Annotated in this window: 18 protein-coding genes; 10 read left to right on the top strand and 8 right to left on the bottom strand. The window is 72.8% G+C overall.

Going from position 1 to position 26,660, the window contains the following annotated elements:
* Window positions 1–8: 8 nt before the first annotated feature.
* From OHA68_RS37515 to OHA68_RS37490, 6 genes are read left to right on the top strand one after another with little or no spacing between them, the layout of a single operon-like run.
* Entirely contained in the window at window positions 9–6,887 is a 6,879-nt protein-coding gene (locus tag OHA68_RS37515) for a non-ribosomal peptide synthetase (RefSeq protein WP_327104494.1), read from the top strand.
* Window positions 6,884–12,361 (top strand): non-ribosomal peptide synthetase/MFS transporter, encoded by a 5,478-nt coding sequence (locus tag OHA68_RS37510; RefSeq protein ID WP_327104493.1) that lies wholly within the window; start codon window positions 6,884–6,886, stop codon window positions 12,359–12,361. The genes OHA68_RS37515 and OHA68_RS37510 overlap by 4 nt, the downstream gene beginning before the upstream one ends.
* Window positions 12,358–12,624, top strand: coding sequence for an MbtH family protein (locus OHA68_RS37505; protein ID WP_456094118.1), 267 nt, complete (start codon window positions 12,358–12,360; stop codon window positions 12,622–12,624). The genes OHA68_RS37510 and OHA68_RS37505 overlap by 4 nt, the downstream gene beginning before the upstream one ends.
* Window positions 12,621–12,893: a phosphopantetheine-binding protein gene (locus OHA68_RS37500; protein WP_327104492.1), complete on the top strand. Its 273-nt coding sequence runs from the start codon at window positions 12,621–12,623 to the stop codon at window positions 12,891–12,893. The genes OHA68_RS37505 and OHA68_RS37500 overlap by 4 nt, the downstream gene beginning before the upstream one ends.
* Window positions 12,890–14,242 carry a condensation domain-containing protein gene (locus tag OHA68_RS37495; protein WP_327104491.1) on the top strand — a complete coding sequence of 451 codons (1,353 nt, stop codon included), beginning with the start codon at window positions 12,890–12,892 and terminating at the stop codon, window positions 14,240–14,242. Before OHA68_RS37500 ends, OHA68_RS37495 begins: the two co-directional genes overlap by 4 nt.
* 24 nt (window positions 14,243–14,266) lie before the next feature.
* Entirely contained in the window at window positions 14,267–15,010 is a 744-nt protein-coding gene (locus OHA68_RS37490) for a hypothetical protein (protein ID WP_327104490.1), read from the top strand.
* Window positions 15,011–15,049: 39 nt separating this feature from the next.
* Here OHA68_RS37490 and OHA68_RS37485 read toward each other — a convergent pair whose 3' ends face one another.
* Window positions 15,050–15,952 (bottom strand): SPFH domain-containing protein, encoded by a 903-nt coding sequence (locus OHA68_RS37485; protein WP_327104489.1) that lies wholly within the window; start codon window positions 15,950–15,952, stop codon window positions 15,050–15,052.
* A gap of 298 nt (window positions 15,953–16,250) precedes the next feature.
* On the opposite strand from OHA68_RS37485, the gene OHA68_RS37480 reads away from it, so the two are divergent.
* Both OHA68_RS37480 and OHA68_RS37475 read left to right on the top strand, forming a co-directional pair.
* Entirely contained in the window at window positions 16,251–16,676 is a 426-nt protein-coding gene (locus OHA68_RS37480; RefSeq protein WP_327104487.1) for an Hsp20/alpha crystallin family protein, read from the top strand.
* Window positions 16,677–16,735: 59 nt separating this feature from the next.
* A complete protein-coding gene (locus tag OHA68_RS37475) occupies window positions 16,736–17,047 on the top strand; it encodes a MerR family transcriptional regulator (protein WP_225277239.1) in 312 nt (103 codons plus the stop codon).
* Here OHA68_RS37475 and OHA68_RS37470 read toward each other — a convergent pair.
* The 7 genes from OHA68_RS37470 to OHA68_RS37440 all read right to left on the bottom strand — a co-directional run bounded on the left by OHA68_RS37470 (window position 17,031) and on the right by OHA68_RS37440 (window position 23,820).
* Window positions 17,031–18,836, bottom strand: coding sequence for an acyltransferase (locus OHA68_RS37470; protein ID WP_327104486.1), 1,806 nt, complete (start codon window positions 18,834–18,836; stop codon window positions 17,031–17,033). The two genes, OHA68_RS37475 and OHA68_RS37470, sit on opposite strands and share 17 nt — an antisense overlap.
* A gap of 63 nt (window positions 18,837–18,899) precedes the next feature.
* Window positions 18,900–20,147: a PP2C family protein-serine/threonine phosphatase gene (locus tag OHA68_RS37465; protein ID WP_327104485.1), complete on the bottom strand. Its 1,248-nt coding sequence runs from the start codon at window positions 20,145–20,147 to the stop codon at window positions 18,900–18,902.
* Window positions 20,148–20,149: 2 nt separating this feature from the next.
* Window positions 20,150–20,947 (bottom strand): alpha/beta fold hydrolase, encoded by a 798-nt coding sequence (locus tag OHA68_RS37460; RefSeq protein ID WP_327104484.1) that lies wholly within the window; start codon window positions 20,945–20,947, stop codon window positions 20,150–20,152.
* Window positions 20,948–21,023: 76 nt separating this feature from the next.
* Entirely contained in the window at window positions 21,024–22,103 is a 1,080-nt protein-coding gene (locus OHA68_RS37455) for a PP2C family protein-serine/threonine phosphatase (RefSeq protein ID WP_327104483.1), read from the bottom strand.
* A gap of 167 nt (window positions 22,104–22,270) precedes the next feature.
* On the bottom strand, window positions 22,271–22,612 hold the full coding sequence (locus OHA68_RS37450) for a TraR/DksA family transcriptional regulator (protein WP_327104482.1): 342 nt from the start codon (window positions 22,610–22,612) through the stop codon (window positions 22,271–22,273).
* Window positions 22,613–22,908: 296 nt separating this feature from the next.
* Entirely contained in the window at window positions 22,909–23,331 is a 423-nt protein-coding gene (locus OHA68_RS37445; protein WP_327104481.1) for a TraR/DksA family transcriptional regulator, read from the bottom strand.
* A 132-nt stretch (window positions 23,332–23,463) separates the two neighbouring features.
* Complete coding sequence (locus OHA68_RS37440) at window positions 23,464–23,820, bottom strand: hypothetical protein (protein WP_327104480.1); 357 nt, start codon at window positions 23,818–23,820, stop codon at window positions 23,464–23,466.
* A 183-nt stretch (window positions 23,821–24,003) separates the two neighbouring features.
* Here OHA68_RS37440 and OHA68_RS37435 point away from each other — a divergent pair, with 183 nt between their 5' ends.
* Window positions 24,004–24,345 (top strand): hypothetical protein, encoded by a 342-nt coding sequence (locus tag OHA68_RS37435; protein WP_327104479.1) that lies wholly within the window; start codon window positions 24,004–24,006, stop codon window positions 24,343–24,345.
* A gap of 52 nt (window positions 24,346–24,397) precedes the next feature.
* On the top strand, window positions 24,398–26,641 hold the full coding sequence (gene secD, locus OHA68_RS37430; RefSeq protein WP_327104478.1) for a protein translocase subunit SecD: 2,244 nt from the start codon (window positions 24,398–24,400) through the stop codon (window positions 26,639–26,641).
* Window positions 26,642–26,660 lie beyond the last annotated feature (19 nt).

The raw sequence follows: 26,660 nt of genomic DNA, 5'->3' as shown, positions 1-26,660 counted from the left end.
GAACGGTCATGACGCACCGCCAGGAGAGCCTTCCGGCTTCCTTCACCCAGCAAGGCATGTGGATCAGTGAGCGTATGGGCGCCGGCCTGGCCTACCACATGCCGCTCGCCCTGTGGCTCGACGGCGACCTCGACGTTCGCGCGCTGCTGTCGGCCTGCGCGGACGTGGCCACCCGGCATCCGGTGCTGGCCACCGCCTTCGAGGAGAGCGGAGACGGGGTGCGGCTGGTCGCGGGGGCCGAGCCGTCCGTCACGCTCGCCGACGGGCCCGCCACCGACGCCCTCATCCGGCAGGAGAGCGCCCGGGGCTTCGACCTGGAGAAGGGGCCGCTGGCCAGGTTCACGCTCGCACCGGCGGGGCCGGGCCGGCACCTGCTGCTGTTCGTCGCCCACCACCTGGTCTTCGACGGCATCTCCAAGGACATCCTGATCAGCGACCTGGCCCGCCTGTACGCGTCCCGGATCGGCGCCGGAGCCCCTGATCCGCTGCCGCCGCTGCCCATCGGCGACGCGCTGCGCGCCGAGCACGAGCGCGCGGCGGCGTCCCTGCCCGCCGCCCGCGAGTTCTGGGCCGGCCGCTGGACGCCACCCGCCGAACTCGTCCTGCCCGGCCAGCGCCGCACCACCGGGCGGTACGGCGTCGGTGAGCAGATCGACGTCGGCGTCGACCACGAACTCGGCCGGGACGCCGCCGAGGTGGCCAGGGCGGTCGGCGCGACGACGTTCGAGGTGCTGCTCGCGGGCGTGCACGCGCTGCTGTTCCGGTACGGCACCGAGAACGTGGCGGTGGCGATCGACGTGACCACGCGCCGGCCCGCGACCCGCGACCACATCGGCCCGTTCGTCAACGAACTGGCCGTGCTGTCGCGCCCCTCGGCCGACCAGCCGTTCGCTCAGTTCGTCCGGGACCTCCGGGGTGAGGTGCGTGAGCTGTACCGGTTCCGGGAGGTGCCTCTGGCACGGGCCGCCGGACTGCCGGCCGGTAGGGCCGCGATCCCGGTGTCGATCAGCTACCGCGAGGCGGCGGCCGACCCGGTCTTTCCCGGGCTGGAGCTGTCCGTCGACCGCATGATGTTCGGCGGCGGTGTGCGCAACGCCCTGCACCTGCAGTTCGTCGACGGGCCCGACGGGCTGGCCCTGTGCCTGCGGTTCGACCCGGCGGCCGTCGGCACCGGCGCCGTGACCCGGTTCGCCGACGCACTGCGCGCCCTGCTGCGCGGTGCCGCAGCCGACCCCGGCGTCCCCTTGGCGGATCTGGACATCCTGCCCGAGGCCGAGCGGCGGCGGCTGCTGACCGAGTGGAACGACACCGCGGCCGCCTACCCCGCCGACGCCACCCTGCCCGGCCTGTTCGCCGAGCAGGTACGGGCACGCCCGGACGCGACCGCCGTGACGTACGAGGACCGCTCGCTCAGCTTCGCCGGCCTGGACGCCGCGGCCGACCGGCTCGCCCTGCGGCTCCGCGCCGCCGGGGTCGAGCGCGGCGACCTGGTCGCGGTCCACCTGCGACGCTCCGACACCCTCCTGATCAGCCTGCTCGCCGTCCACCGCGCCGGCGCCGCCTACCTGCCCCTCGACCCCGACCACCCGGCCGAACGACTCGCCATGATCACCGCCGACGCCCGCCCCCGGCTCCTGCTGTCCGAAACCCCCGCCCCCGCCCTGCCCGGCCCGGTGCTCGTCCTCGGCGAAGAGCCCACCGAGGGGTCCGCTGCCGGTGGTTCGCCTGGTCCGGCGCTTTCAGCCGGGGACGAGCCCGCTGCCGGTGGTTCGGCAGGGCGGGCTCCGGGTGGCAGGGCTGAGCTGCGGCCGGGGGAGGCGCCCTTGCCGGGCGAGATCGCGTACGTGATCTACACCTCGGGGTCCACGGGGCGGCCCAAGGGGGTCGAGGTCGACCATCGCAACCTGGCCAATCTGCTGCTCGCGATGCGCGACCGGCTCAAGGCCGGACCCGACGGGACCTGGCTCGCCCTCACCTCGCCCGCGTTCGACATCTCCGCCCTGGAGCTCTACCTGCCGCTGATCACCGGCGGCCGGGTCGTCGTCGCCCCGCACGGAGCGGTGCGGCGGCCGGCGGCGCTGGCCCGGCTGGTCGCCGAGCAGGGCGTCACGCACGTCCAGGCCACCCCGTCGGTGTGGCGGCTGCTGCTGCCGGGCGGCATCGGCGGCGTCACCGCCCTGACGGGCGGCGAGGCGCTGCCGCCCCGGCTCGCCGAGGAGTTACGCGCCCGCTGCGACCGGGTCCTCAACGTGTACGGCCCGACCGAGACGACGATCTGGAGCACCTACGGCGAGCTCGGCGACACGGTCACGATCGGCCGGCCCCTGGCCAACATCCAGATCTACCTGCTCGACGAGGCACTGCGCCCGGTGCCGGTGGGCGTCGCGGGCGAGCTGTGCGTCGGCGGCGCGGGGGTGGCGCGCGGTTACCGGGGCAGGCCGGGCCGTACCGCCGAACGGTTCGTCCCCAATCCGTATGGTCCGCCTGGTTCGCGGCTGTATCGCACCGGAGACCTGGCCCGGTATCGGGCCGACGGCGAGATCGAGTTCCTCGGCCGCCAGGACGGCCAGGTCAAGCTGCTGGGGCACCGGATCGAGCTCGGCGAGATCGAGTCCCGGCTGCTGGAGCACGCCCAGGTGGCCGAGGCCGTGGTGCTCGTCCGGGACGGTGACGCCGGCGATCAACGGTTGATCGCCTACGTCGTCCCGGCGCCCGGCGCGACGCCCGAACCCGGCACGCTGACCGCCCACCTGGCCCGGACGCTGCCCCAGGCGATGCTGCCCAGCGCGTACGTCACGCTGGCCGCCCTGCCGCTGACCCCGGTCGGCAAACTCGACCGCGCCGCCCTGCCGCTGACTCCGGTTGCCAAACTCGACCGCGCCGCCCTGCCGACCACCCCAGGAACACCGACCGGCACCACGCCCCCGACCCCGGAGGATCTGGCCGCGGGGGGTCTGGCCGCGGGGGTTCTGACCGCCGCTCCGGCCCCGGAGGTTCTGACCGGCACCGCCACGCCGACCCCGGTCGCCCCGGGCCCCGAAGCGGGCCAGGCAGCTCCGGCCCCGGTCGGAGGCGGTTCGGTCGCGGGTCTGGTCGATACCGTCCGGGGGATTTGGCGGGACGTGCTGGATCTGGCCGACGTGGAGGAGATCGGTGCCGATGACGACCTGTTCGACCTTGGCGGCCATTCGCTCACCATGACCCAGATCACCGCCCGGATCAGGGAGCGGCTCGGCGTGGACGTGTCGTTGGACGCGTTCTTCGACGACCCCACCGTCACGGGGATCGTCGAGGAGATCACCCGTCTTCGCGCAGCGCATCCGGCGGAGGACGACCCGGACCAAGGGGATGACCGGCCCGTTCCCCGGCCGGCCGGAGTGAGCCCGCCGCTGTCGTTCGGCCAGGAGCGGCTGTGGTTCCTGCAACGGTTCGACCCGGGCGACGCGTCGTACAACATGTGTCTTGTGCTGCGGTTGCGCGGCGAGCTGGACGCCGGCGCGCTCGACGCCGCGCTGGAGGCGGTGGTGGCGCGGCACGAGAGCCTGCGCACCCGCTTCCCCGACCTGGACGGCGAGCCGATCACCGTCATCCACCCGCCCGGCCCCGTCCCGGTCGAACGCCTGGACCTGACCACCAAGACCGCCCCCGGAACCCACCTCGGGACCGCCCCCGGAACCCACCTCGGGACCGCCCCCGGAACCCACCTCGGGACCGCCCCCGGAACCCACCTCGGGACCGAGCCCGGAACTCACCTTGGGGCCGCCTCTGGGACTGACCTCGGGACCGCTCTCGGAGCTGACGTTGGGACCGGCTCCGAGGCCGGCCCCGAGGCCGGTGTCGAGGAGTGGGCGCGCAGGCTGGTCGCTGAGCGCACCAATGCGCCGTTCGACCTGGCCGCCGCGCCGCCGCTGCGGATCAGCCTGCTCACTCTCGGCCCCGGCCACCACGTGCTCTGCTTCGTGCTGCACCACATCATCGCCGACGGGGCGTCGTTCAGCGTCCTGTTCGACGACCTGTTCGCGCTCTACCAGGCCGAGGTCGCCGGTGGCGAGCCCCGGCTCCCTCCGCTGCCGGTGCAGTACGGCGACATCGCGCTGTGGCAGCGGGAGCGCGACAACGGGGAGGCGGCCGAGGAGTCGCTGGCGTACTGGCGGCGCCGTCTGGCCGAGCCGCCCCTGCTGGAGCTGCCCACGGACAAGCCCGGCGGGCAACGCCCCGAGGGCGCCTTCCACACGTTCCGGATCGAGCCCGAGGTCGTCACCCGCCTGGAACGGCTGGCCCAGGAGCACGGCGCGTCGCTGTTCATGGTGCTGGTGGCCGCCTACCAGGTGCTGCTGGCACGGCACACCGGGCAGAGCGACATCCTGGTCGGCACGCCGTGGGCGACCCGTGACCGCGTCGAGCTGGAACCGGTCATCGGCTACCTCACCGACACCCTGGTCCTGCGCGGCGACCTCGCGGGCGACCCGTCCTTCCGCGACCTGCTCGCGGCCACCCGCAGCTCGGTGCTGGACGCGCACACCCACCGCGCCGTGCCGTTCGAGCGGCTCATCGGCGAGCTCGGGGTGCCGCGCGATCTCCAGCACAATCCGCTGCTCGCCACCATGATCATCCTGCACAGTCAGGCGGGTGACGGCACGCCGCCCGAGCGGATCGGCGACCTGGGCGTGGAGCTGTACGACGGCGGATTCCGGCAGGCCAAGTTCGACCTGGCGCTGGAGACCTGGCGCAACGACCAGGGGCTGCTCGCCGTGCTCGGCTACGACACCACCCTGTTCCACGCCGCCACCGCCGAGGGCCTGGCCGCACGCTTCGCCGTGCTCCTGCGCGGCATCGCCGACGCCCCCGGCACCCCGCTGTCACGCCTGCCACTCCTGACCGACACCGACAAGGCCGCCCTGACCGACGGCGGCACGGTCGCGCTGACCGACACTGACAAGGCCGCCCTGACCGGCAGTGACACGGTCGCCCTGACCGACATCGACACAGCCGCTCCGGCCGACGCCGCCGCGCCGGCAGGCGGGGGCTCGGCGTACCGGCAGAGTGGTCAGGGCAAGGGTGTTCCGGTGCCGGTGCTCTTTCAGCGGGTGGTCGCCGCCACCCCCGAGGTCACCGCCCTGCTGTGCGGCGAGGAGCGGGTGAGTTACGGCGAGCTCGATCTCAGGGTGGCGCGGCTCGCGGCGGCGCTGCGGCGGCGCGGGGTCACCGACGGGTGCGTGGTCGGCGTGTTCCTGGGGCGCTCGACCGAGGCGGTGGTGGCGCTGCTGGCCGTCTGGCGGGCCGGTGGCGCGTACCTGCCGCTCGACCCGGACCATCCGGACGAACGGCTCGCCTTCCTGATCGACGACAGCGCCGCCCGCCTGGTGGTGACCGACGCCGGGCTGGCCGACCGGCTGCCGCCGGACACCGTCACGCTCATCGCCGCCGACGAGTCCCGGCGCGGCGACGACCGGTGGCTCGGCGGATGGCACGAGGTCGAGTTCGACGACCCGGCGTACGTCATCTACACCTCCGGCTCGACCGGCGTGCCGAAGGGCGTGCTGGTCGAGCACGGCAGCCTGGCCGGGCGGGTCCGCTGGATGCGGGAGGCGTACGACCTGCGGCCGGACGACCGCGTCGTCCAGTTCGCCTCGCTCAGCTTCGACGCCCACGCCGAAGAGCTGTACCCGGCGCTGACCGCCGGCGCGGCCGTGCACCTGCTGCCCGGCGGGGCCCTCAGCCTGCCCGCCGCGCTGCGCGACCCGGCCGGCCGGGAGGTCACCGTGCTGGACCTGCCGACCGCCTACTGGCACCGGCTCACCGAGTCGCTCGACGACGTGAGCTGGCCGGAAGGGCTGCGGCTGGTGATCCTCGGCGGTGAGCAGGTCCACGCCACGGCCGTGGGCCGGTGGCGGGACCGGTTCGGTGACCGGATCAGGCTGGTCAACACCTACGGGCCGACCGAGGCGACCATCATCGCCACGGCGGTCACCCTCGGCGCGGACGACACCACCGGCCGCCCGCCCATCGGGTGGCCGATCGACGGCACGACCGCGCACGTCCTCGGCCCGTACGGCGAGCCCGTGCCGCCCGGCTTCCCCGGCGAGCTGTGCCTGGGCGGGGCCGGACTGGCGCGCGGCTACCTGGGCCGCCCGGCGCTGACCGCCGAACGATTCATCCCCGACCCGTACGGACCACCGGGATCCAGGCTCTACCGGACAGGGGACCGGGTGCGGTGGCGGCAGGACGGGGCGCTGGAGTTCCTGGGCCGCCTGGACGGCCAGGTGAAGGTGCGCGGCTTCCGGGTGGAGCCGGGCGAGGTGGAGGCCGCGCTGCTGTCCCATCCAGGGGTGCGCCAGGCGGTGGTGACCGCGGCCGAGGACCGGCTGGTGGCGTACGTGGTCGGCGCGGCCGCGCCGGACGAGCTGCGCCGGCACCTGGCCGCGCGCCTGCCGGCCCACCTGGTGCCCACGGGCTGGGTGCCGTTGGACGCGCTGCCGCTCACCATCACCGGCAAGATCGACCACGCCGCCCTGCCGGACCCCGAGCCGGAGGCGGCGGCGCGGTTCGTGCCGCCCGGCACCGACGCCGAGACGCTGGTGGCCGAGGTGTGGGAGCAGGTGCTCGGCCTGGACGCCGGACGGGTCGGCACCCTGGACGACTTCTTCGCCCTCGGCGGCCACTCGCTGCTGGTCACCCGGGTCGCGGCCCTGCTGGGGAACGCGATCGAGGCGGAGGTGCCGATCCGCACCGTGTTCGACCGGCCGACCGTCGCCGCCCTGGCGGCCGCGGTCGAGACCCTGCTGATCGAACAACTGTCAGGCATCTCCGACGCGGAGGCGGCTCGCCTGCTGAACGCGGAGGCGCCGCCGACGGTGTCGGCTCTGGATGTGGAGGTGCCTCGGTGAGTGGATCGGATGCGCTGTCGGCCACCAAGCAGGAGTTGCTGGCACGGCGGCTGCGGCGGGGCGCCACGGCGGCCGCGCGGCGCACCATTCCCACCCGGTCGGGTGACGAGCCGCCGCCGCTGTCCCACGCCCAGGAGCGGCTGTGGTTCCTGGAGCAGTTCGCGCCGGGCACCACGCAGCTCACCATCCCGATCAGGCTGCGGCTGCGCGGCCCGCTGGACGTGGCGGCCCTCGCCGCCGCGCTCGACGCGGTGGTGGCAGGCCATGACGCGCTGCGCATGCGCTACCCGGCGACCTGGGACGGGCAGCCGCAGGTGGTGGTCGCCGCCGACGGCACGCTGCCGCTGATCCGGCGCGACGCCCACGACGAGGCCGCCGCCAGGGCGCAGATGGAGGAGTTCCTGGCCGAGCCGTTCGACCTGGCCACCGGCCCGGTGGCGCGGGCGCTGCTGGTCCGCCTGGCCGACGACGATCACGTGCTGGTCATCGCGGTGCACCACATCGCCGCCGACGGCTGGTCCGCCGACCTCCTGCTGCGCGAGGTCTTCGGCCGTTACGAGGGCGACGCGCCGCCGGCCCCCCAGGTCGGGTACGGCGACTACGCCGCCTGGCAGCGCGCCCTGCCGCCGTCGCGGCGCGACCTGGACTTCTGGCGTGACCGGCTGGCCGGGCTGGAGCCGCTGGACCTGCAGACCGACCGGCCCCGGCCGCCGGAACGCACCTACACCGGCGCGGCCCGAGCCTTCCCGCTGAGCCCGGAGGTGTCCGCCGAGCTGGCCCGGCTGGGCCGCGAGCACGGCGCCACGCCGTACATGACGATGCTGGCCGCCTTCGCCGCGCTGCTCGGCCGCTACGCGGGCACCCCCGACGTCGCGGTGGGCTCACCGGTGGCCGGCCGCCAGGCGCCGGAGCTCGACGGGGTGATCGGCTGCTTCGTGAACATGCTCACCATGCGGGTGGACCTGTCGGGCGACCCCACCTTCGCCGAGCTGCTGGAGCGGGTGCGCGAGGTCGCCGTGGACGCTTTCGCCCACCAGGACCTGCCGTTCGAGCAGCTCGTCGCCGAGCTGGACCTGCCCCGTGACGTGTCCAGGTCGCCGCTGTTCGGCGTCATCCTCGCGATGCAGAACTTCCGCGACGCCACCATCGCCCCGCCGGCCGGGCTGAGCGTGGCGGACTTCCCCTTGGACGCCTGGGCGACCCGCTACGACCTGGAGCTGTACGTCACCGACGGCCCGGACGGCGGCTCGTCCGGCCTCTTCGTCTACAACACCGACCTGTTCGACGCGGCCACCGTCGAACGGCTGGCCGGCCACCTGAGCGCGCTGCTGGAGCGGGTGGCCGCCCGGCCCGGCCTGCGGCTGTCCCAGCTCGACCTGCTCACCGGCGACGAGCGCCGCCTGGTCGTCGAGGACTGGAACGACACCGCCAAGGTCTTCCCCGGCCCGGCCACCCTGCACGGCCCGATCCAGGACCAGGCCGCCCGCACGCCCGAGGCGACCGCCGTACGCTTCGAAGGGCGTTCACTCTCCTACGGCGAGCTGGACACGGCCGCGAATCGGGTCGCGCGCACGCTGCGCGGCCTGGGGGTGGGCGCCGGGTCGGTCGTCGCCGTCTGCGCCGAGCGCTCGCTGGAGCTGCTGCCCGCGCTGCTGGGCGTGCTCAAGGCCGGCGCGGCCTACCTGCCGATCGACCCCGACTACCCGGCCGACCGGGTGGCGTTCATGCTGTCGGACGCCGCGCCCGCCGCGCTCCTCACCCAAGCGAGGATCCGGCCGACGCTCCCGCCCACCACCGCGATCACCCTCGACCTGGACGACCCCGCCGTCTGGACCGGCGCCTCCGGGCCGCTTCCCGAGGTGCGGCCGGACGACATCGCCTACGTCATCTACACCTCGGGCTCCACCGGACGGCCCAAGGGCGTGCCGAACACGCACGCCGGCATCGCCAACCGCCTGGACTGGATGCAGGAGCGGTTCGCCCTCGACGCCGGCGACGTGGTGGCGCAGAAGACCCCGCTGAGCTTCGACGTGTCGGTGTGGGAGCTGTTCTGGCCGCTGCGGACCGGCGCGCGGCTCGCCCTGGCCACCCCCGGCGGCCACAAGGACGCGGCGTACCTGCGCAAGCTGATCGTCACCGAGGGCGTGACCACCGCCCACTTCGTGCCGTCCATGCTCGCCGTGTTCCTCGGCGAGGACGGCGCGGCCGGCTGCGGCTCGCTCCGCCGGGTGATCTGCTCGGGCGAGGAACTGCCCGCCGACCTGGCCCGCCGCTGCGTCGCCACGCTGCCCGCCGCCGAGCTGCACAACCTGTACGGCCCGACCGAGGCGGCCGTCGACGTGTCGGCGTGGCACTGCCGCCCCGCCACGCTCACCTCGGCGGCCCGCGTGCCGATCGGCACCCCGATCGCCAACACCGCCCTGTACGTCCTCGACGAGGCCATGCGACCGGTGCCGATCGGGGTGCCGGGCGAGCTGTTCATCGCCGGCACCGGCCTGGCCCGGGGCTACCTGAACCGGCCCGCCCTCACCGCCGAGCGATTCGTGCCGAACCCGTACGGCCCGCCGGGCTCCCGGCTCTACCGCACCGGCGACCTGGCCAGGCACCGCCCGGACGGCGCCCTGGAGTTCCTCGGCCGGCTGGACACCCAGGTGAAGCTGCGCGGCCTGCGGATCGAGCTCGGCGAGATCGAGGCGGCGCTGCGCGCCCTGCCCGCCGTCCGGGACGCCGCCGTGATCGTCCGGGAGGACCGGCCCGGCGACCCCCGCCTGGTCGCCTACATCACCCCGGCCGACGCGGACCGCGAGGAGGACCTCGACGAGGTGCTCGACCACGCCGGCGTCCGCGCCGAGCTGAAGAGGACGCTGCCCGACTACATGGTGCCGAGCGGCTACGTCACCCTGGCCGCCCTGCCGCTCGGCCCCAGCGGCAAGCTGGACCGGCGGACCCTGCCGGCGCCGGTCGCGGGCCGGGACGCCGGGATCGAGCTCGTCGCCCCCGGCACGCCGACCGAGCTGGCCCTGGCCGCGATCTGGGGCGAACTGCTCGGCGTCGAGGTGATCGGCGTCGACGACGACTTCTTCGACCTCGGCGGGCACTCCCTGCTCGCCACCCAGGTGGTGGCCCGGCTGCGCAGGCAGACCGGCGGCGCGGTCAGCGTGATGGACGTGTTCAAGCACCCCACCATCCGCGAGCTGGCGGGGCTCGCCGACACCCCCGCCGACCGGCGCGGCCCCCGCTCGCTGCTGCACCGGCTGACCCCGGCCCGCAGCATGGCGCCGGTGCTCAGCTACGTGTGCGTCCCCTACGGCGGCGGCAGCGCGGTCGTCTACCAGCCCCTCGCCGACGCCCTGCCGGACGGGCACGCGCTGTGGTCGGTGGCGATCCCCGGCCACGACGTGGGCCTCGAAGAAGACCCGCTGTCGCTGGACGAGCTGGTCGCCACCTGCGTGCGCGAGATCCTGGAGAAGGTCGACGGCCCCATCGCGCTGTACGGTCACTGCGGCGTCGGCTCGGCCGTGACCGTGGCGATCGCCCTCCGGCTGGAGGCGGCGGGACGGGATCTCGACGCCGTCTACATCGGCGGGATCTTCCCCTTCGCCCGGCCACGCGGCGCCCTCATGTCGAGGATCGCCCGTTTCGCCGAGGCGGAACGGCTGCGCAGCGACCAGCGCTACGTCAACTGGCTGATCTCGCAGGGCGTGGACATGAGCGAGCTCGACCCCGCGCAGGCCCGCCGGATCGTCCGGAACATGCGCCGTGACTCGCGGGAGGCCGAGGAGTACTACACCCGCCTGTTCGAGGCCGGCCCCGACCGGCTGCGCGCCCCGGTGATCAGCGTGGTCGGCTCCGAGGATCCGGCGACGGACTACTACCAGGAGCGCTTCCGTGAATGGCACTTCCTGACCTCGACGTCGGCCGTGGTCGTGCTCGCGGAAGCCGGACACTTTTTCCTGAAATATCGGGCGGAAGAGCTGGCCGAGATCGTCACCACCCTCCACCCCAAGCTGTCCAAGCCGCCGGCCAGGCTGAAACCGGCCCGCGACCCCGACGCCACCTGGTGGCTGCACGACGTGTCGAACGCCGACGCGCCCACCGCCCCGTCCGGGCCACAGCCCGGCATCCCGCGCTTCCTCGCCGTCGTGCTGAGCCAGCTCATCTCCATCATGGGCACGGCACTGACCGAGTTCGCCGTCCCCCTGTGGATCTACACCACCACCGGGTCGGTGGCGCAGTTCGCCCTGATGGCCGTCGTCGGCCTGGTGCCCGGCCTGCTCACCGCCCCGATCGCGGGGGCGATCATCGACCGGACGAGCCGGCGCCGGGTGATGCTCACCGCCGACGCCGCCGCGTTCACCATCCAGCTCGCCTTCGGCATGCTGCTGTGGACCGGCAACCTGTCCGTGACGATGATCTACCCCTTGCTGGGCTGCCTGTCGGTCGCGCTCACCTTCCAGCGGCTCGCGTACTTCTCCGCCGTGCCGCAGATCGTGCCCAAGCGCTACCTGGGGCACGCCGTCGGCATCATGCAGCTCAGCAACGGCACCACCCAGCTCCTGGTGCCCATCTTCGCCGTCGGCCTGCTCGCCGGCATCGGCCTCGGCGGCATCCTCATCCTGGACGTCGCCAGCTACGCCATCGCGATCGTCATCCTGCTGATGGTGAAGTTCCCCGCCACCATGCCGTGGCGGCGCCGCGAGTCGATCAAGGCCGAGATCCTCGGCGGGCTGCGCTACTCGCTCGGCCACCGCGGCTTCGTCGGCATGCTGCTGTTCTTCGTCGTGCTGAACGTGTTCCTGTCGCCGCTCCTGCTGATGTTCTCGCCGCTGGTGCTCTCCTTCGCCGGGCTCGCCGACGTCGGCCGGATCTCCTTCCTGGCCGGCGTCGGCACGTTCGCGGGCGCGCTCATCATGATCCTCTGGGGTGGCCCGCGCCGGCTGCGGCTGCGCGGCGTGCTGCTGTGCACGCTGGCCCTGGGCGTCTTCTGCGTGGTCACCGGCATGCGCGCCGACCTGACGGTGATCGCGATCGGGGTGTGCGGGATGACGGCCTGGCTCACCCTGCTCAACGGCATCTACACCACGATCGTGCAGGTCAAGGTGCCGCAGCGGTTCCACGGCCGGGTGTTCGCGATGAACACCCTCATCGCCTGGTCCACGCTGCCCGTCGGCTTCGGCCTGGTCGCCCCGTACGCCGCCGCGGTGCTCGACCCGCTGCTCCTGGACAACGGCGCGCTGGCCCCGACCGTCGGCGCGCTCATCGGCACCGGGCCAGGGCGCGGCATCGGGTTCATGTACCTGCTCTTCGGCGCCGCCATCCTGGTGATCACGCTGGTCGCCATGCGGATCCCGGCGCTGGCCCGCTTCGACCAGGAGGTGCCCGACGCCATCGCCGACGACCTGGTCGGCGTACAGGCCCTGCGCCGCGCCACCCCCGCCACCACCGCGAACGAGAAGACGGAGGCATTGAGATGACCGAGGCCGCACGCCACCAGGTGGTCGTCAACGACGAGGAGCAGTACTCGCTGTGGCCCTTCGACCGGCCGCTGCCGGACGGCTGGCGGGCCGAGGGGTTCGCCGGCGGCAGGCAGGAGTGCCTGGACCACATCGACGAGGTCTGGACGGACATGCGGCCGCGCAGCGTCCGCACCCGCCAGGACGCCGAGGATGCGGGGAACGCCGGGAACGCCGGGAACGCCGTGGATGCCGGCGTCGGTGGCGCGGGGGGCGCGCTGTGACGGCGGGCGCGGCGGAGCTCGAGCGGAAGCTGGCGGACATGATCGCCGGGCTGTCCGACGGCGAGATCAGCGCCGAGGAGGTGCTCGCGGGCGGCCACTCGCTCTCGGCGCTCGGGCTCAGCTCGCTGGCCCTGATCCGGCTCGTCGACGCGATCGAGGACGCCTTCGGCGTGGACGTCGACCTCAGCGGCGACCTGTCCTCCTTCGAGTACGTGAGCACCCTGGCCGCCCACCTCGCCGATCTGCTGGTCCCCGGGCGTTCGCGATGACCGTGAGCGGGAACGACGTCCGGACGGTGACGTTCGGCGGGCAGCGGGACGGTGAGGGGCCCCTGACGTGGGGGCAGCGGCTGATGTGGCGGGCCGTCCACCTGATGGGAGACAGTCAGTCCTTTCTCAACTGCCCCTGGGTGCTGCCCGTCTACGGCAGGCGCGACCTCGCCGCGGTGCTGGAGGCGCTGCGCGTGCTGCTCGAACGGCACGAGAGCCTGCGCACCACCTTCGCCGACACGCCGGACGGGCCGGTGCAACGGGTGGCCGGCCGCGGCGAGCTGACCGTGGAGCTGGTGGAGGCGGGGCAGGAGCGGGCGCTGGTGGCGGCCGAACGGCTCGCCGGCGAGATGAGCAGGACCGTCTTCGCGCACGAGCACGATCTGCCGCTGCGCTGCGCCATCGTGACCGCCGACGGCCGGCCGAAGGCGCTCGCGTTCGCCTTCTCCCATCTCGCGGTGGACTTCCAGGCGCTGGGCCTGCTGTCCGCGCGGTGGCGAGGGCTGCTCAGGGGCGAGGACCTCCCGGCCGACGCGTGGACGCCGATGGACCAGGCCGAGCTGGAGCGCACCGAGCCGTACCTCGCCCGCTCGGCCAGGTCCGTCCGCCACTGGCGCTCGGTGCTCGAAGAGGTCCCGCTGGAGGTGTTCGACCATCCGCCGGGCGAGCCGGAGGACCCCCGGTTCATCGAGGTCGGCATGGAGTCGGTCGCGCTCGCGGGCGCGGCCGTCCGGCTGGCCGAGCGGTGGACGATCAGCACGACCAGTGTCCTGATCGCCGCCTGCGCCACCGTCCTGGCCCGGGTGAACGGCCGCCGGCGGGCCGTCATGCAGCTGGTCCACAGCAACCGGCGCGATCCACGTACCGAGAGCATGGTCGCCACGGTGGGGCAGGACGGGCTGCTGGTGCTCGACCTGCCGGGCACCGACTTCGCCGACACCGCCCAGGCCGCGCACCGCAGCGCCCTCATGGCCTACCGCAACGCGCACTACGACCCGTACGCCATGCAGGCGATGCGGGAGGAGGTCGGGCGGCGGCGCGGCCGGGAGCCGGACCTGGACGCCTTCTTCAACGACCGGCGAGGGGGCGGCAGCTGGCCGAGCCTGCCCAGGCTCGCACCGGGGGAGGACCTGGCCGCGCTCACCGGGAAGACCCACACCTACGTCACGAACGCGTGGCCCGGGGTGCGGTTCAAGGTGTTCTTCACCGTGGGCACGGCTCCCGACACCGGACAGCTCAGCCTCATCATCGACACCGCCTACCTGTCCCGGGAGACGGCCCGGGAGATGCTGCTCGGCGTCGAGTCCCTGCTGGTACGGAGCCTGACCGAGGCCGTGGCCTGCCCGTGACCCGCCTTCGGCATGATCACCTTCATGAAGAAGACGATCATCGCGCTGGCGGCCTGCGCCCCCCTGCTGGTGGCCCTCCCCGCCCAGGCCGCCGCCCCCAAGGCCAAAGATCCGGTACGGGCGCTGAAGGGCCAATTCGTCGCCGGGCACGGCGTGCGCTTCACCGAGACCACCACCCTGTCGGGCCAGAAGCTCAAGGAGCAGAGCCGCAAGGGCACCTTCCAGTTCAACGCCAAAGGCATCGCGGCCTATGACATCGTGACCACCTTCACTCCCGGAAGGCACGAGAGGGTCGTCTCCGTCGGCAAGTTCAGCTATCTGTCCGGCGGCCTCCCGCCGAGCGAGCTTCCGGCGGGCAAGACCTGGGCGAAATATCGTGGCTGGTCCGGCGGCGGAGGCGGTTTCAGGGGACAGGTCATCAACCCCCTTGAGCCCAAGACCCTGGCCGCACTGATCAAGAGGGGCAAACTGACCAAGCGCACCATCACCGGGAAGATCACCTTCAAGGAGCTCGACAAGCTCTCACCCTGGTTCGACGAGTTCGTCCCGCTGCGCATGTACGACGACACGAAAGTGTCCTACACCCTCACCCTGACCTCCGCCGGGCTGGTGAGCAGGGTGAAGAGCTCGTACGCGGCGACGGGCGTGCTGGACATAAGCAGGTACGACGGCAAGACCATGACGATCGACAGCCGCTTCACCGGTTGGGGCGCCAAGACATCGATCAAGGCTCCTGACCCCAAGAAGGTGTCTTTCCGAGAAGACTGACTGACCGGCTCGTTCAGCCTGGGGCGGATCAAGGGGACGTCAGCGGGCCTGGGCGGTGAGGTCGGCCAGGCGGCGCTCCACGAGCTCCAGCCGGTCGGGGACCGAGCTGCTGTGCAGGAGCTCGGCCAGGTCGTCGGCCTCGTCCCGCGCCAGCACGATGGTCCGCAGCGGTGTGTCCTCGGCGCCGGAGCCGTAGACGAACAGCGTGCGCTCGGCGCCTTGCGCCAGCACGGCCAGGCGCTGCCCGCCACGGGTGAGGAGGTGGTGCAACGTCCCGGTGCCGGGCACGGTCTGCGACGTCATCGTCGGCGGGGCTGCTGTCTGCGGGGCCGCCACGGGCCGGGTGGCCGTGCCGGACCCGTCGTGCTGGGCGGCCAGGGCCGCCGCCCGCCGGATGGCGAACCCGTCGGCCCACTCCAGCAGGTCCTCCTTGAGCCGGATCTCGATCCGGGAGAACTCGACCAGGGCCACCTCGACGCCCCACGCGCCGGTGCGCTCGGTGATCTCGGCCGACAGCTCGCGCAGGGCGTCGTCCGTCAGTCCGGCCAGCTCGATCAGGTCGTGGCGGGAGACGAAGCGGCGGATCGCATCCTCGGCCTCGGTGACGGTCGCCGAGATCGGTGAGGTGTGATGCCGGGCGTAGCCGACCGGGTCACGCACCGACGCCAGCGCGAGACCGTTGACGCTCACCGTCACCCCGTCGGCCGTGGTGGCGGCGAGCCAGAGGATGTCCAGGTAGTCGGGTTCGTGCGGGGTCATGACCGCGTTGTCCACCCCTGGGAGTACGGCGGTGAGACCGGGGCCCTTCACCGTGGTCTCGCGACCGCGCCTGGTCACCACGAGCCGCCGGCCTCGGGGAACGAAGACGATGACGGCTCTGATGACGGCGACGGCGAGCAGGATCAGGATCATGCTCACTCCGAGGGCGATCGCGTTCATCATCTCTCCTTCCTGCTCGCTGTCCCTCCACTCTGGCCGTTGGCGGCAGGTTCCACTATCGGGCCTGGCACCCATCTTTCGCGGGTGAGCCATGTAGGAGGGACCGGCTCACCCGCGCCGGACCAGGTCACGTCCACCGCCGCGCGTGCCGGGCTCCGGTTCGAACGCTGCCTCCGACAGCTGTCGGCACGCCGTCGAAAATTTCTCCGCCGACGTCGCTTGACATCGGAGGGAGATGTAACCTACAACTGTAATTAGAAGTTAGGTGTCACCGAAGAAGCGACCAAGGGGGTATGCAGAGATGCTTCTCACGTCCATCGACCCGTTCCTTCAGGAGTTCGAGCGCCAGTTCGGCCAGCTGGCCCGCAAATCGCTCGACACCGCCGTCATGCCGATGGACGGGCTGCGCCGCGACGACGACGTGGTCCTGCGCTTCGACCTTCCGGGCGTGGACCCCGGCTCCGTCGAGGTGACCGTCGACCGCGGCGTCCTCAGCGTCACCGCCACGCGGGAGGAGGAGATCGGCCAGGACGAGCGGCTGTTCGTCCGCGAGCGCCCGATGGGCACCTTCACCAGGCGCGTCTACCTGTCGGAGCACCTGGACAGCAACAGGATCGACGCGGGCTACGCCGACGGCGTGCTGACCGTGCGGATCCCCGTCACGGAGCGGGCCAAGCCGCGCAAGGTCGAGATCCAGCGCGCCGACAATAAGGCCATAAGGGCCTGATCCGGGTGCCGGGGGGGCGGGCGCCCCGGCACCCGCCCCCCCGGACCGAGGAGGTCATGATGTCCGAGCTGCCCTTCGACGACGAGCGCGCGCCGCTCTATTCCCTGGGTCAGGTGTCCGAGATGCTCCAGGTGCGGCAGGCCTTCCTGCGGCGCCTCGACCAGCACGACGTCATCAGCCCCAGCCGATCGGCCGGCGGCCAGCGCCGCTACTCACGCAGGGACGTCATGGCCGTCCAGCACGTCACGCGGATGGCGGACGAGGGCATGACCCTCGTCGCCATCCGCCGCATTCTCGAGCTCGAAAGCGAGCTCACCGTGCTTCGCGCCGAGCTCAAGGAGGCCCGCGACCGGCTCAGCGGCCAGGAGTGACCGCCTGGTCGTCGTGCGCGTCGAGCGCGGGCTCGGGCCGGTGGACGCCACGGGGGCGGTAGCCGAGCGATTCGGCGACGCCGAGCAGGTCGGCGACGTACCACAGGGTCGCCAGCCACATCTCGGTCCCCTGCAGGCCCGGCCGGTGGTCGCGGTGCTGGGGGCCGCTCAACGGCGGATGGGCGAACGGGAAGCCCTGGCCGTCGACCCACTGCCCGATGATCGCGTCCACCTGCCCGGCCGCCCAGGCGGTCACCTCCTTGGCCCGGTGCGCGCTCTGCCGGCGGGCCAGCCAGAGCGGATGCGCCACGTCCAGGACATTGCACGCGGTGGTACGGCCGGGCCCGAAATGCCGCTCGTCGGCGGCGTGCGCCAGCACCGTGTCGATGACCCGCTCCGGGTACGGCACCGGCAGCCCGAACTGCGCGAACGAGCCCCGTACGGCCCGGTAGTAGCCGTTGACCGCCTGCAGCAGCCCGTCGGCCGCGCGGGACGGGGACCACAGGCCGCTGTCGCGGCGGCAGCGCACCAGCAGTCCGCCGAGAAGGGCGTCGACGGCGGTGCGCGAGCCTTGGGCGGGAAAGTGGCGGAGGTTCCACATCAGGGCGGTGCCCAGCGTGTCCACCGTCGCTCCCGCACCCCAGCCGCCGGCCCGCCACGGCAGCCCGTCGAGCACGGCGGTGAGGTCGGCCGGCGACATCCGCGCGACCGCGCCGACGGGGTGCTCGAAGCGGGAGCCGAGCAGGTCGAGCGCGTACCCGAGGCTGAGCACGTGATAGTGCGCCGACCCGTCCTCGAACCCCGCCGGCGGCGGCCCGGGCGAGCCGGCGGCGTCGAGCAGCGGGGTCAGGCCCGTCACCGGGTCCTGGCCCTGCCGGAGCCTGCGGACATGCTCGGCCTGCGGCAGTTGTCCCGGGGGAGCGTCCGACAGCAGGTACGACAGCTCGACGGCATCGGCGTGCGCCCGCAGGGTGGCGGGCTCACCGGGGGCGTTCACGTACCGGCCGGTGGGTGTTCCGTCGGCGGGTGCGTTCTGGCCGGTGTGCGTCTGGTCGGTGGGGGCCGCGCCTCGGGCGACGGGTGTGTTCGGCTCCCAGCTTCGCTCGATGATCGCGGCGGCCTGCTCCCTGGCCTTGGCCGCGAGACCGGCCAGGGCGTGTGCGGTGCCGGTGGCGCGGGAGGTGTGGCGGCGGTCGCGGATGAGGCGGGCCGGGTTGCCGGCCACCACCGCCCAGGCGGGCACGTCCTTGGTCACCACGGAGCCCGCGCCGATCACCGCGTGGGAGCCCACCGTGACGCCGTCCACGATCACCACGTTCGAGCCGATCCAGACGTCGTCGCCGATGGTGATGCCGCGCTCGGTCAGCGGCTGCCGGTGGACGGGCCGGTCCGGCTCCATCGCATGGTTGAAGCCGAGGATCGAGGTGTGCGCGCCGACGCGGACGCCATCGCCCATGGTCACCGCGCCGCGCACCACGGCGAAGGCGTTCACGCTGCAGTCGTGGCCCGCGTGGAAGGCGCCGGTGACGTACGCGTGCGCGGCGATGTAGGAGTCGTCGCCCATCCGCAGGCCGCTCGGGTGCACCATGGCCAGCTCCGAGATGAAGACGCGCGCCCCGATCGAGCCGCCCGTGAGCTCGGCGAGGGCCGCCTGCCGGTCGAGCTGGGCCTGGCGCCGCTCCTCGGTCGCCTCATGCCAGAACAGCCAGGCGTTGTAGTCCAGCATGGCCGTGTCGTGGCTCGACGGCTCCACGTCGGCACCGGATGCCGTGTCCATTGCCGTGTCCATACGCACTCCTCTTGATGGCGAGGCCGCGGGCCTCCCAGAAACGGGGTCAGGGCCGGTACGGGCTCAGGCGGGTGGGACGCCGAGCGCGAGCAGGGCGGTGTCGTCGTCGACGCCCGCGCCGAAGCTCTCGATGAGGCGGGTGGCCGCCGCGATCGTGGCGGCGGCCGACGTGGGGGCCAGCCTGCCGGCGAAGGCCAGCAGCGCCTCGTCGCCGTAGCGTCCGTCGCCGGAGTAGGTGCGGGCCTCGGTGATCCCGTCGGTGTAGAGCAGGAGGGTGTCGCCGCGTTCCAGCCGGGCCTCGGCGACGACGAACGACGGCGACGGCAGCAGCCCGACGGGCATCCCGCCGGTGGTGGGCACGTAGCAGGCCCGGCCGTCGGCGCACAGCAGCAGCGCCGGGGGATGGCCGCCGCCCGCCAGGGTGACGGTGAAGCCGTCCCGCTCGGCGGCGAGGATGCCGACGATGACCGTGCAGTAGCGTGAGCTGTCGCCGGTATAGCGCTCCTGCAGGGCGGTGTTGAGCGTGCCGAGCATGCTGATCGGCTCCGGCGCGTGCAGGGCTGCGGCGCGCAACGTGGCGCGGGTCAGCGACGTCACCGCCGCCGCCTCCGGCCCCTTGCCGCACACGTCACCGAGGAAGAAGCACCAGCGCTCGCCGCCCAGCGCGAACAGGTCGTAGAAGTCGCCGCTCAGGTCGTCCTGCGAGGCCGCGTGGTAGGCGGCGACGGCCTCCAGGCCGGGCACCTTGGGCAGCGAGGGGGGAAGCAGGCTGCGCTGCAGCGTGCCCAGCACGCTCTTCAGCCGCTCGCGGTCGCGCTCGGCGATCCGCCGGGCCTCCTCCGCCTCGTGCCGGGCGCGCAGCAACTCGCTCTCGTACGCCCGGCGGTCGCGGGCGTCGAAAACCGTGGTCCGGACGAGGAGTTGCCGGCCGTCGCCCGCGGTCTTCACGACGGAGGTGACCAGCACGGGCAGCCGGCTGCCGTTGACGGTCCGGATCTCGAGCGCGATCCCGTTGAGCTCGCCCTGCATGCGCAGCAGCGGCGCGACGTGGGTCTCGTGATAGAGCTTGCCGCCCACCGTGAGCAGATCGGGAAAGCGCAGCCGGCCGATGACCTCGGCACGGGTGTAGCCGACCCAGTTCAGCAGGGTCCTGTTGATCTTGACGACCGTGCCGTCCATGAGGGTGGACAGGTAGCCGCAGGGGGCGTTCTCGTACAGCTCCTCCGCGCTGTCCTCCAGCAGGGCGCTGACGTCGGCCATGCCGTCCTGGCCGGGTCGCTCGGGCTGTTCGGGCTCGGGCCGGGGTTTCATCGTCAGTCGCGGGCGAAGGAGGCGATGGCCGCGGCGGTGACCTCGGGGGCGCTCAGCTGCGGGCAGTGGCCGACCGCGTCCAGCGTGACGATCCGGCTGCCGGGGATCGCGGCGTGCACGTACGCGCCCACCTCGGGCGGCGCGATCATGTCCTGCCGGCACTCCAGGATCAGCGTCGGCGTCTTCACCGACGCGAGATCCTCGCGGTTGTCGGACAGGAACGTGGTGCGGGCGAACACCCGGGCGACCGCCGGGTCGGTGCGGCAGAAGCTGTCGGTCAGCTCCTGGCCCAGCTCGGGCTGGTCCGGGTCGTTCACGATGATCGGGGCCAAGGTGGCGGACCAGCCCAGATAGTTGGACTCCAGCGAGTCGAGCAGCTCGTCGATGTCGGCGGCGCTGAAACCGCCCCGGTAGTCACCCTCGTCGATGTAACAAGGGGAGGGGACGAGGAGCACGAGCTTGCCGAAGCGGAGCGGCTCGCGCGCCGCCGCCAGGACGCCGACCATGGAACTGACCGAGTGGCCGACGAACACCACGTCCCGCAGGTCCAGCTCGCGGCAGATGTCCAGCACGTCGTCCGCGTAACCGTCCAGCGACGCGTAGCGCTCCTCCCGCCACGCCGACACGTCCGAACGCCCGGAGCCGACATAGTCGAACAGGACGACCTGGAACTCCTCGGCCAGCGCGGGCGCCACCAGCCGCCAGAGACTCTGGTCGCAGCCGAACCCATGGGCCAGCATCACGATCGGCGCGCCGGGCTGCCCGGTGACCACGACGTTGTTCCGGATACGTACCTCCATACCGGACATTGTGTCATTCGGGTCTCGGCAGGTTCGCGTCCGGCGTACCGGCTCACCTCCGGTCGAGGTGGTCGGTTCAGGCGGGGATGCGGCGGAGCAGGAGCATCGCCGCGTCGTCGAGCAGCGGCCCCCCGACATGCCGCACCAGATCGCTCCGCAGGGAGTCCAGCGCCGTCTGCGGGTCGTCGGCCATCAGCAGCGGGGCCCGCTCGGCCAGGGGATAGAACTCGCCGGAGGCGTTGCGCGCCTCGATGACCCCGTCGGTGAACAGCAGGATCTGATCCCCGTTCTCGAACATCACCCGGTGCGGCTTCGGCCGGTCGGCGGCCAGCGCGCCGAGTCCGAGCGGCAGCCCCTCGTGCGGGGGCTCCATCGCCGTGATCCGCCCGTCCGGGCTGATGAGCAGCGGCGCCGGATGGCCGCAGTTGTACAGCGAGATCTCCGAGTGGTGCACCTCGGCCACGATCGCGGTGACGAACATCTCGCCGCTCAGATGCCGCGCGAGGCTCGCCTCCAGCCGCTCGCCCACATCCGGCAACTCCGCCTCGTCATAGGCGGCCTCGCGGAAGGCGCCGAGCACCCAGGCCGCCGTCTCCACCGCCGCCAGCCCTTTGCCCTGCACGTCCCCGATGAGCAGGCGTACGCCGTGCGGCGTGGTGACGACCTCGTAGAGGTCGCCGCCGATCTGCGCCTCGGCGGCGGCGGAGGTGTAGGACAGCGCCACCCGCAGGTCGGCGGCCCGCCGGGGGACCGGGCGCAGCAGGACGCGCTGGGCCGCCTCCGCGACGAGCCGGACGTTCGCCAGCTCCCGCTCACGCTTGAGCCGCAGGTGGGCGGCCAGCATGCTCGCGGCGGTGACGCCGACGATCGTGACGATGGTGATGGTGTTCTGCCGCTTGAGCAGCAGGCCGTTGTAGGAGGCCAGGGGGACGCAGATGACGATCGCCACCGCGCCCACCATCGCGGTCCGCCGCACGCCGCCGGACACCGATGCGAACGTCGGGCCGAGGGTGAGGAGCGGCAGGAAGCCGAGCGACGGCCCGGCGAGCAGGTCGATCACGGCCACCGCGAACAGCACGACGAACGGCAGCCACCGCAGCGCCCCCAGCGACGTCACCGGGCGCGTCCGCAGGCGGCCCGCGTCGCCTTCTCCCATGCTTGCAGCACTGTCCCCCCACACCGCCGGTCCGACACTGGGCAAGATTCAACCATGACACGGCCTGACGGCGCTGGTCTCACTGAGCACCGGGCCGACGCCGGGCGCCCGCACCGGGCCGACGACCTGGACGCGCCGCGCGCCCGCACCGGGCGCGCGGCCTGTCGTCAGCGAGCCTCGTGCCGCTGGCGGCAGGGCATGCAGTGGCGGGTCAACGGCCTGATCTTCAGCCGCTCGAACGGGATCGACGCGTCGCAGTCGACGCACCGGCCGTAGGTGCCCTCCGCCAGCCGCGCCAGGCTCTTGTTGATGTCGGTGATCATCCGCTCGGTGGCGGCCAGGTCGGCGAGCACGCTCTGCCGTGACCCGTCGTCCGTTCCACCGCTGTCCACCAGCGCCCTGAGCTCGTCCAGGCGCGACGTGCGCCAGATGAGCTGCGTGCGCAGCTGCTCGGTGATGGACTGGACCTGGGTGTCGCTGATCATGGTGAACTCGTCGTGCTGGGTCATGAGTGTTCCTTCGTGAAGTCGTGGCACGGCTGACCGGCCGTGCAGGTGTGATCGCCCGCAGGGCGTCGGAGCCCGTGCGAGGTGGGCGGGAATGCCGTGCGACGTCCGGTGTCGTCTCGTTCGACGGGCGCTCGCCCGTCACCGTCCGTCCGTCGCCGCGCGCGCCAGAACGGACGCCGGGGTCCGGCGCCCGATTCGTCAATGATCAGTGGGTGGCGAGGCCCGTCAACAGGGCCGGGGCATGCGGAGAACGACCGTGGCCCGGCGGTTCAGCTCGGGCGCGCGGTCGTCACCGATCATGCCGCCGTCCCAGCGCGGCCCGCGCTCTCCGTCCGCACGGAACCCTCTGTCCGCACGGAACCTTCCGTCCCCAGCGGGCTCTCGGCCCGCCGCGCGCTGCGCGTCCGCCCCGTGCGCTCTGTCCGTCCCGCGCTGCCGCAGCCGGCGCAGAGCTGTTCCTGCGGAGCGCGCAGCAGGACCTCGTACGGGATGAAGGCGCTGCACCGCCGGCAGGTGCCGTACAGGCCGCGGTCCATCCGCTCGAGCGCCGCCTCGATCGCGGCGACCTGTTCCCTGGCCGGCCCCGCCTGGCTTGGCACGGCGATCCCGGCCAGCACGTCATGGGCCGCGGTGAGCCGCTCCTCCAGCAGCTCGCGCAGCTCTTCCAGACGCGCCAGGTGGTGGTCGTAGTCCTGCATGAATGTCTGCAATGAAGCCATGAGTCATCGCTCCCAGCCTGAGGATTCCGGCGCGGTCCGCGAGGCGGATACGCCGATGAGCCCCGGTGCCGTCGGGCGCGTGGCGGCGCCGCAAAGCCTCGTGGAGGCGGCAAGGGGGAAGGACGGGGACCTCTAGAGGGCCGGCGGACTTCGCGAACCGGCGGCCCGGTGCCCGGGCTGCTGAGGCCCGCGGATGCTCGCCGAGTCGGCCTCGGACCAGGCCAGCGCGGGCCGCACGGACGCGGGCTGGGCCTCGTGGCGGGGCAGCCCCAGGCGCGGCAGGTGCTCCGGGCCGCGGAAAGGCTGCAACGGCAGGGTGGACAGGGCCGACACCTCGGAGCCCGGCGTCATCACGTCGGTGACACCGGAGCGCTCGGCGCTCCCGCTCGCCCAGGTGGGCGCGGAAGCGGCCATGACCAGGGCAAGCAGCAGCAGAACCACCACCGCCGGGAAAGCGGCGGAGGAACGAGAAGTGCCCCAGGTCGCCATGAGGCCGACCATAGCCCACTTTTCTGAGAAGGGCACTTGCCCGCGCTCCCGCTTTCAGGGACAAGGCCCACTTTGGGCCCCCGCACAGCGATGTCTCCAGCGGGCACGCCGGGCGCAGGCTACGGTGAGGAGGGCCCGCGTGACCGGACGCGGCCGGACGAACCGAGACAGAGGGGAGGCGCCGTGCGGACCAGACTGCCCGCCGCGCTGCTCCTGCTGCTGTCCTGGTTCCTGCCCGCCACCGGGCACGCGCACGCCGCCGCCCAGGTCGGCGTCGTGCACGAGGCGACCTGGCACGCCGAGCAGCATCCCGGCGCACGGCAGTTGCCCTTCCATCCGGCCTCGGCGCACGCGCGGACCGGCCCGTACGACGTGATCGGCGGCGGGACCGCCGTGCTCGCGTCGGGCGGCCCGCACGCGCGCACCACCTGGGCCGTCGTCGTGCGGCGGCCCGCCACCGGCGCCCCCGTCACCCGGCACCGCGACACCACGTCCGCGCGGGCGCCGCCCTCCACAGTGCGCTGAAGACACCTTTTCTTGCACTTTTGAGCCCTTTTAAGCCCTGTGGAGGCTTTTCATGTCACGTGCGCCTTTGTGGCGCGCGCTGGCGGCGTTCGCCGTCATCGCCACCTCATTGTTCCTCGCCTTCAGTACGGAGCCGCGCCTGGGACTGGACCTGCGCGGCGGCACCCAGCTCGTCTTCGAGACCAAGGACTCGCCGACGGTCAAGGCGGACTCGGAAGCCACCGACCGTGCCCTTGACGTGCTCCGCCGCCGGGCGGACGCGCTCGGGGTCGTCGACCCCACCCTGGTCCGCTCCGGCGAGAAGCGGATCATCGTCGAGCTGCCCGGCGTGCTCGACCCCCAGCAGGCGGCCGAGGTCATCGGCCGCACCGCCCAGCTCGCCTTCCACTCGGTGGAGGGCCTGGCCGAGCAGGGCGACAAGACGGCGCTGCCCGACGAGAGCGGGCAGCCGCTCAAGCTCACCCCGCCCGTGATCAGCGGCGACGGGATCACCGACGCGGCGGCGGAGAGCGACCCGCAGCGCGGTCCCGGCTGGTGGGTCAGCGTCCAGTTCCGCGACGCGGCCGCCTGGCAGAAGATGACCGGCGAGGCCGCCTGCGCCCCCGCCGGCGACCCGAAACGGCGGGTCGTGATCGTGCTCGACAAGGAGATCATCTCCTCGCCGCAGGTCGACCCGTCCGTGCCGTGCCGCGCCGGCATCCCCGGCGGCGGCACCGACATCACCGGTTCGTTCACCCATGAGGAGGCCAACGAGCTGGCCGTGCTGATCAAGGGCGGCGCCCTGCCGCTGCCGATGGACCTGGTGGAGCAGCGCACGGTCGGCCCGACGCTCGGTGCGGACGCGATCGAGGCCAGCGCCAAGGCCGCCGTCGTGGGCCTGATCGCCACCACGCTGTTCATCATCATCGTCTACCGCCTCGTCGGCCTCCTCGCCGCCATCGCGCTGGTCTGCTACGGCCTGATCGCCTACGCGGTGCTGGTGGCGATGGGGGCGACGTTCACCTTGCCGGGACTCGCCGGGTTCGTGCTGGCGATCGGCATGGCCGTCGACGCCAACGTGCTCGTCTTCGAGCGGGCCAGGGAGGAGTACCACCAGGCGCCGGCGCGCGGCCTGAAGACGGCGCTCGACCGGGGGTTCAAGTTCGCCTGGAGCGCCATCGCCGACTCCAACATCACCACCCTGATCGCCGCCGGCCTGCTGTTCTGGCTGGCCTCCGGCCCGGTCAAGGGCTTCGGTGTGACGCTCGGGATCGGTGTGCTGGCCTCGCTGGTGTCGGCCATGGTGATCACGCGGGCGCTCACCCAGCTGGTCATCAACCGGATCGGGCCCCGCATCTCGGGTCTGGGTTCCATCGGCTCGGTCAGGACCTGGCTGACGCGCAAGAACCCGCAGCTCATGTCCGCCAGGAAGCTGTGGCTGATCGTGGCGGGCGGCATCGCGGTGGTGGCGCTCGCCGGGCTGTTCTCCCGCGGGCTGAACTTCGGCGTCGAGTTCACCGGCGGCAGGATCGTCGAGTTCGGCACGGCCCAGCCGCTGTCGGCGGACAAGGCCAGGCAGGCGGTGGCGCAGGCGGGCTTCCCCAACGCGGTGGTGCAGTCGTCCGGCGACGGCGTCTCCGTGCGGGCCGGCGCGCTCACCATCCCCGAGGTGGCCAAGATCGAGGCGGCGCTGGAGGGGCAGGCTGGCGAGGTGACCAAGCAGCGCGACGAGTTCATCGGCCCCAGCCTCGGCGAGGAGCTGCGGCGCAACGCCCTGATCGCGCTGGCCGTGGCCGTGGCGGCGCAGCTCGCCTACCTGGCCTTCCGGTTCAGGTGGTCGTTCGGCGCGGCGGCGGTGATCGCGCTGCTGGTGGACGTCTCCGTCGTGATCGGCCTGTTCGCCTGGCTCGGCAAGCCGATCGACGGCGTCTTCCTCGCCGCGATGCTGACCGTCGTCGGCTACTCGGTCAACGACAAGGTGGTGGTGTTCGACCGGGTGCGCGAGCTGTGGGCGGCCCGGCGCAAGGCGCCGCTGTCCGAGGCGGTGAACGGGGCGATCCTGCAGACCATGCCGCGGACGGTCAACACCGGGCTGGGCGCGCTGTTCATCCTGGTGGCGCTGGCCGTCTTCGGCGGGGACTCCCTGCGTGACTTCGCCATCGCGCTGGTCGCGGGCATCGTGGTCGGCACCTTGTCGTCGTCGTTCGTGGCGGGGCCGATGGCGATCGTGCTCGGCAGATTCGACGGGCAGTCGCCCCCCGAGCCGCCCAAGCCGCGGACCAAGCGGTCGCGCGAAGGCTCGGGCGCCGTCGTGTGACCAGGTCCTGGGGGCGTGA

The sequence above is a fragment of the Nonomuraea glycinis genome (genome assembly GCF_035920485.1).
Classification (GTDB): Bacteria; Actinomycetota; Actinomycetes; order Streptosporangiales; family Streptosporangiaceae; genus Nonomuraea; species Nonomuraea glycinis.
This window is presented reverse-complemented; position numbering and strand designations above follow the sequence as displayed.

Coding starts and splice junctions, on each gene's coding strand:
- OHA68_RS37515 (WP_327104494.1), top strand. CDS start 9: ATGACGCACCGCCAGGAGAGCCTTCCGGCTTCCTTCACCCAGCAAGGC.
- OHA68_RS37505 (WP_456094118.1), top strand. CDS start 12,358: ATGACCGAGGCCGCACGCCACCAGGTGGTCGTCAACGACGAGGAGCAG.
- OHA68_RS37495 (WP_327104491.1), top strand. CDS start 12,890: ATGACCGTGAGCGGGAACGACGTCCGGACGGTGACGTTCGGCGGGCAG.
- OHA68_RS37490 (WP_327104490.1), top strand. CDS start 14,267: ATGAAGAAGACGATCATCGCGCTGGCGGCCTGCGCCCCCCTGCTGGTG.
- OHA68_RS37485 (WP_327104489.1), bottom strand. CDS start 15,952: ATGATGAACGCGATCGCCCTCGGAGTGAGCATGATCCTGATCCTGCTC.
- OHA68_RS37480 (WP_327104487.1), top strand. CDS start 16,251: ATGCTTCTCACGTCCATCGACCCGTTCCTTCAGGAGTTCGAGCGCCAG.
- OHA68_RS37475 (WP_225277239.1), top strand. CDS start 16,736: ATGTCCGAGCTGCCCTTCGACGACGAGCGCGCGCCGCTCTATTCCCTG.
- OHA68_RS37470 (WP_327104486.1), bottom strand. CDS start 18,836: ATGGACACGGCAATGGACACGGCATCCGGTGCCGACGTGGAGCCGTCG.
- OHA68_RS37465 (WP_327104485.1), bottom strand. CDS start 20,147: ATGAAACCCCGGCCCGAGCCCGAACAGCCCGAGCGACCCGGCCAGGAC.
- OHA68_RS37460 (WP_327104484.1), bottom strand. CDS start 20,947: ATGGAGGTACGTATCCGGAACAACGTCGTGGTCACCGGGCAGCCCGGC.
- OHA68_RS37455 (WP_327104483.1), bottom strand. CDS start 22,103: ATGGGAGAAGGCGACGCGGGCCGCCTGCGGACGCGCCCGGTGACGTCG.
- OHA68_RS37450 (WP_327104482.1), bottom strand. CDS start 22,612: ATGACCCAGCACGACGAGTTCACCATGATCAGCGACACCCAGGTCCAG.
- OHA68_RS37445 (WP_327104481.1), bottom strand. CDS start 23,331: ATGGCTTCATTGCAGACATTCATGCAGGACTACGACCACCACCTGGCG.
- OHA68_RS37440 (WP_327104480.1), bottom strand. CDS start 23,820: ATGGCGACCTGGGGCACTTCTCGTTCCTCCGCCGCTTTCCCGGCGGTG.
- secD (WP_327104478.1), top strand. CDS start 24,398: ATGTCACGTGCGCCTTTGTGGCGCGCGCTGGCGGCGTTCGCCGTCATC.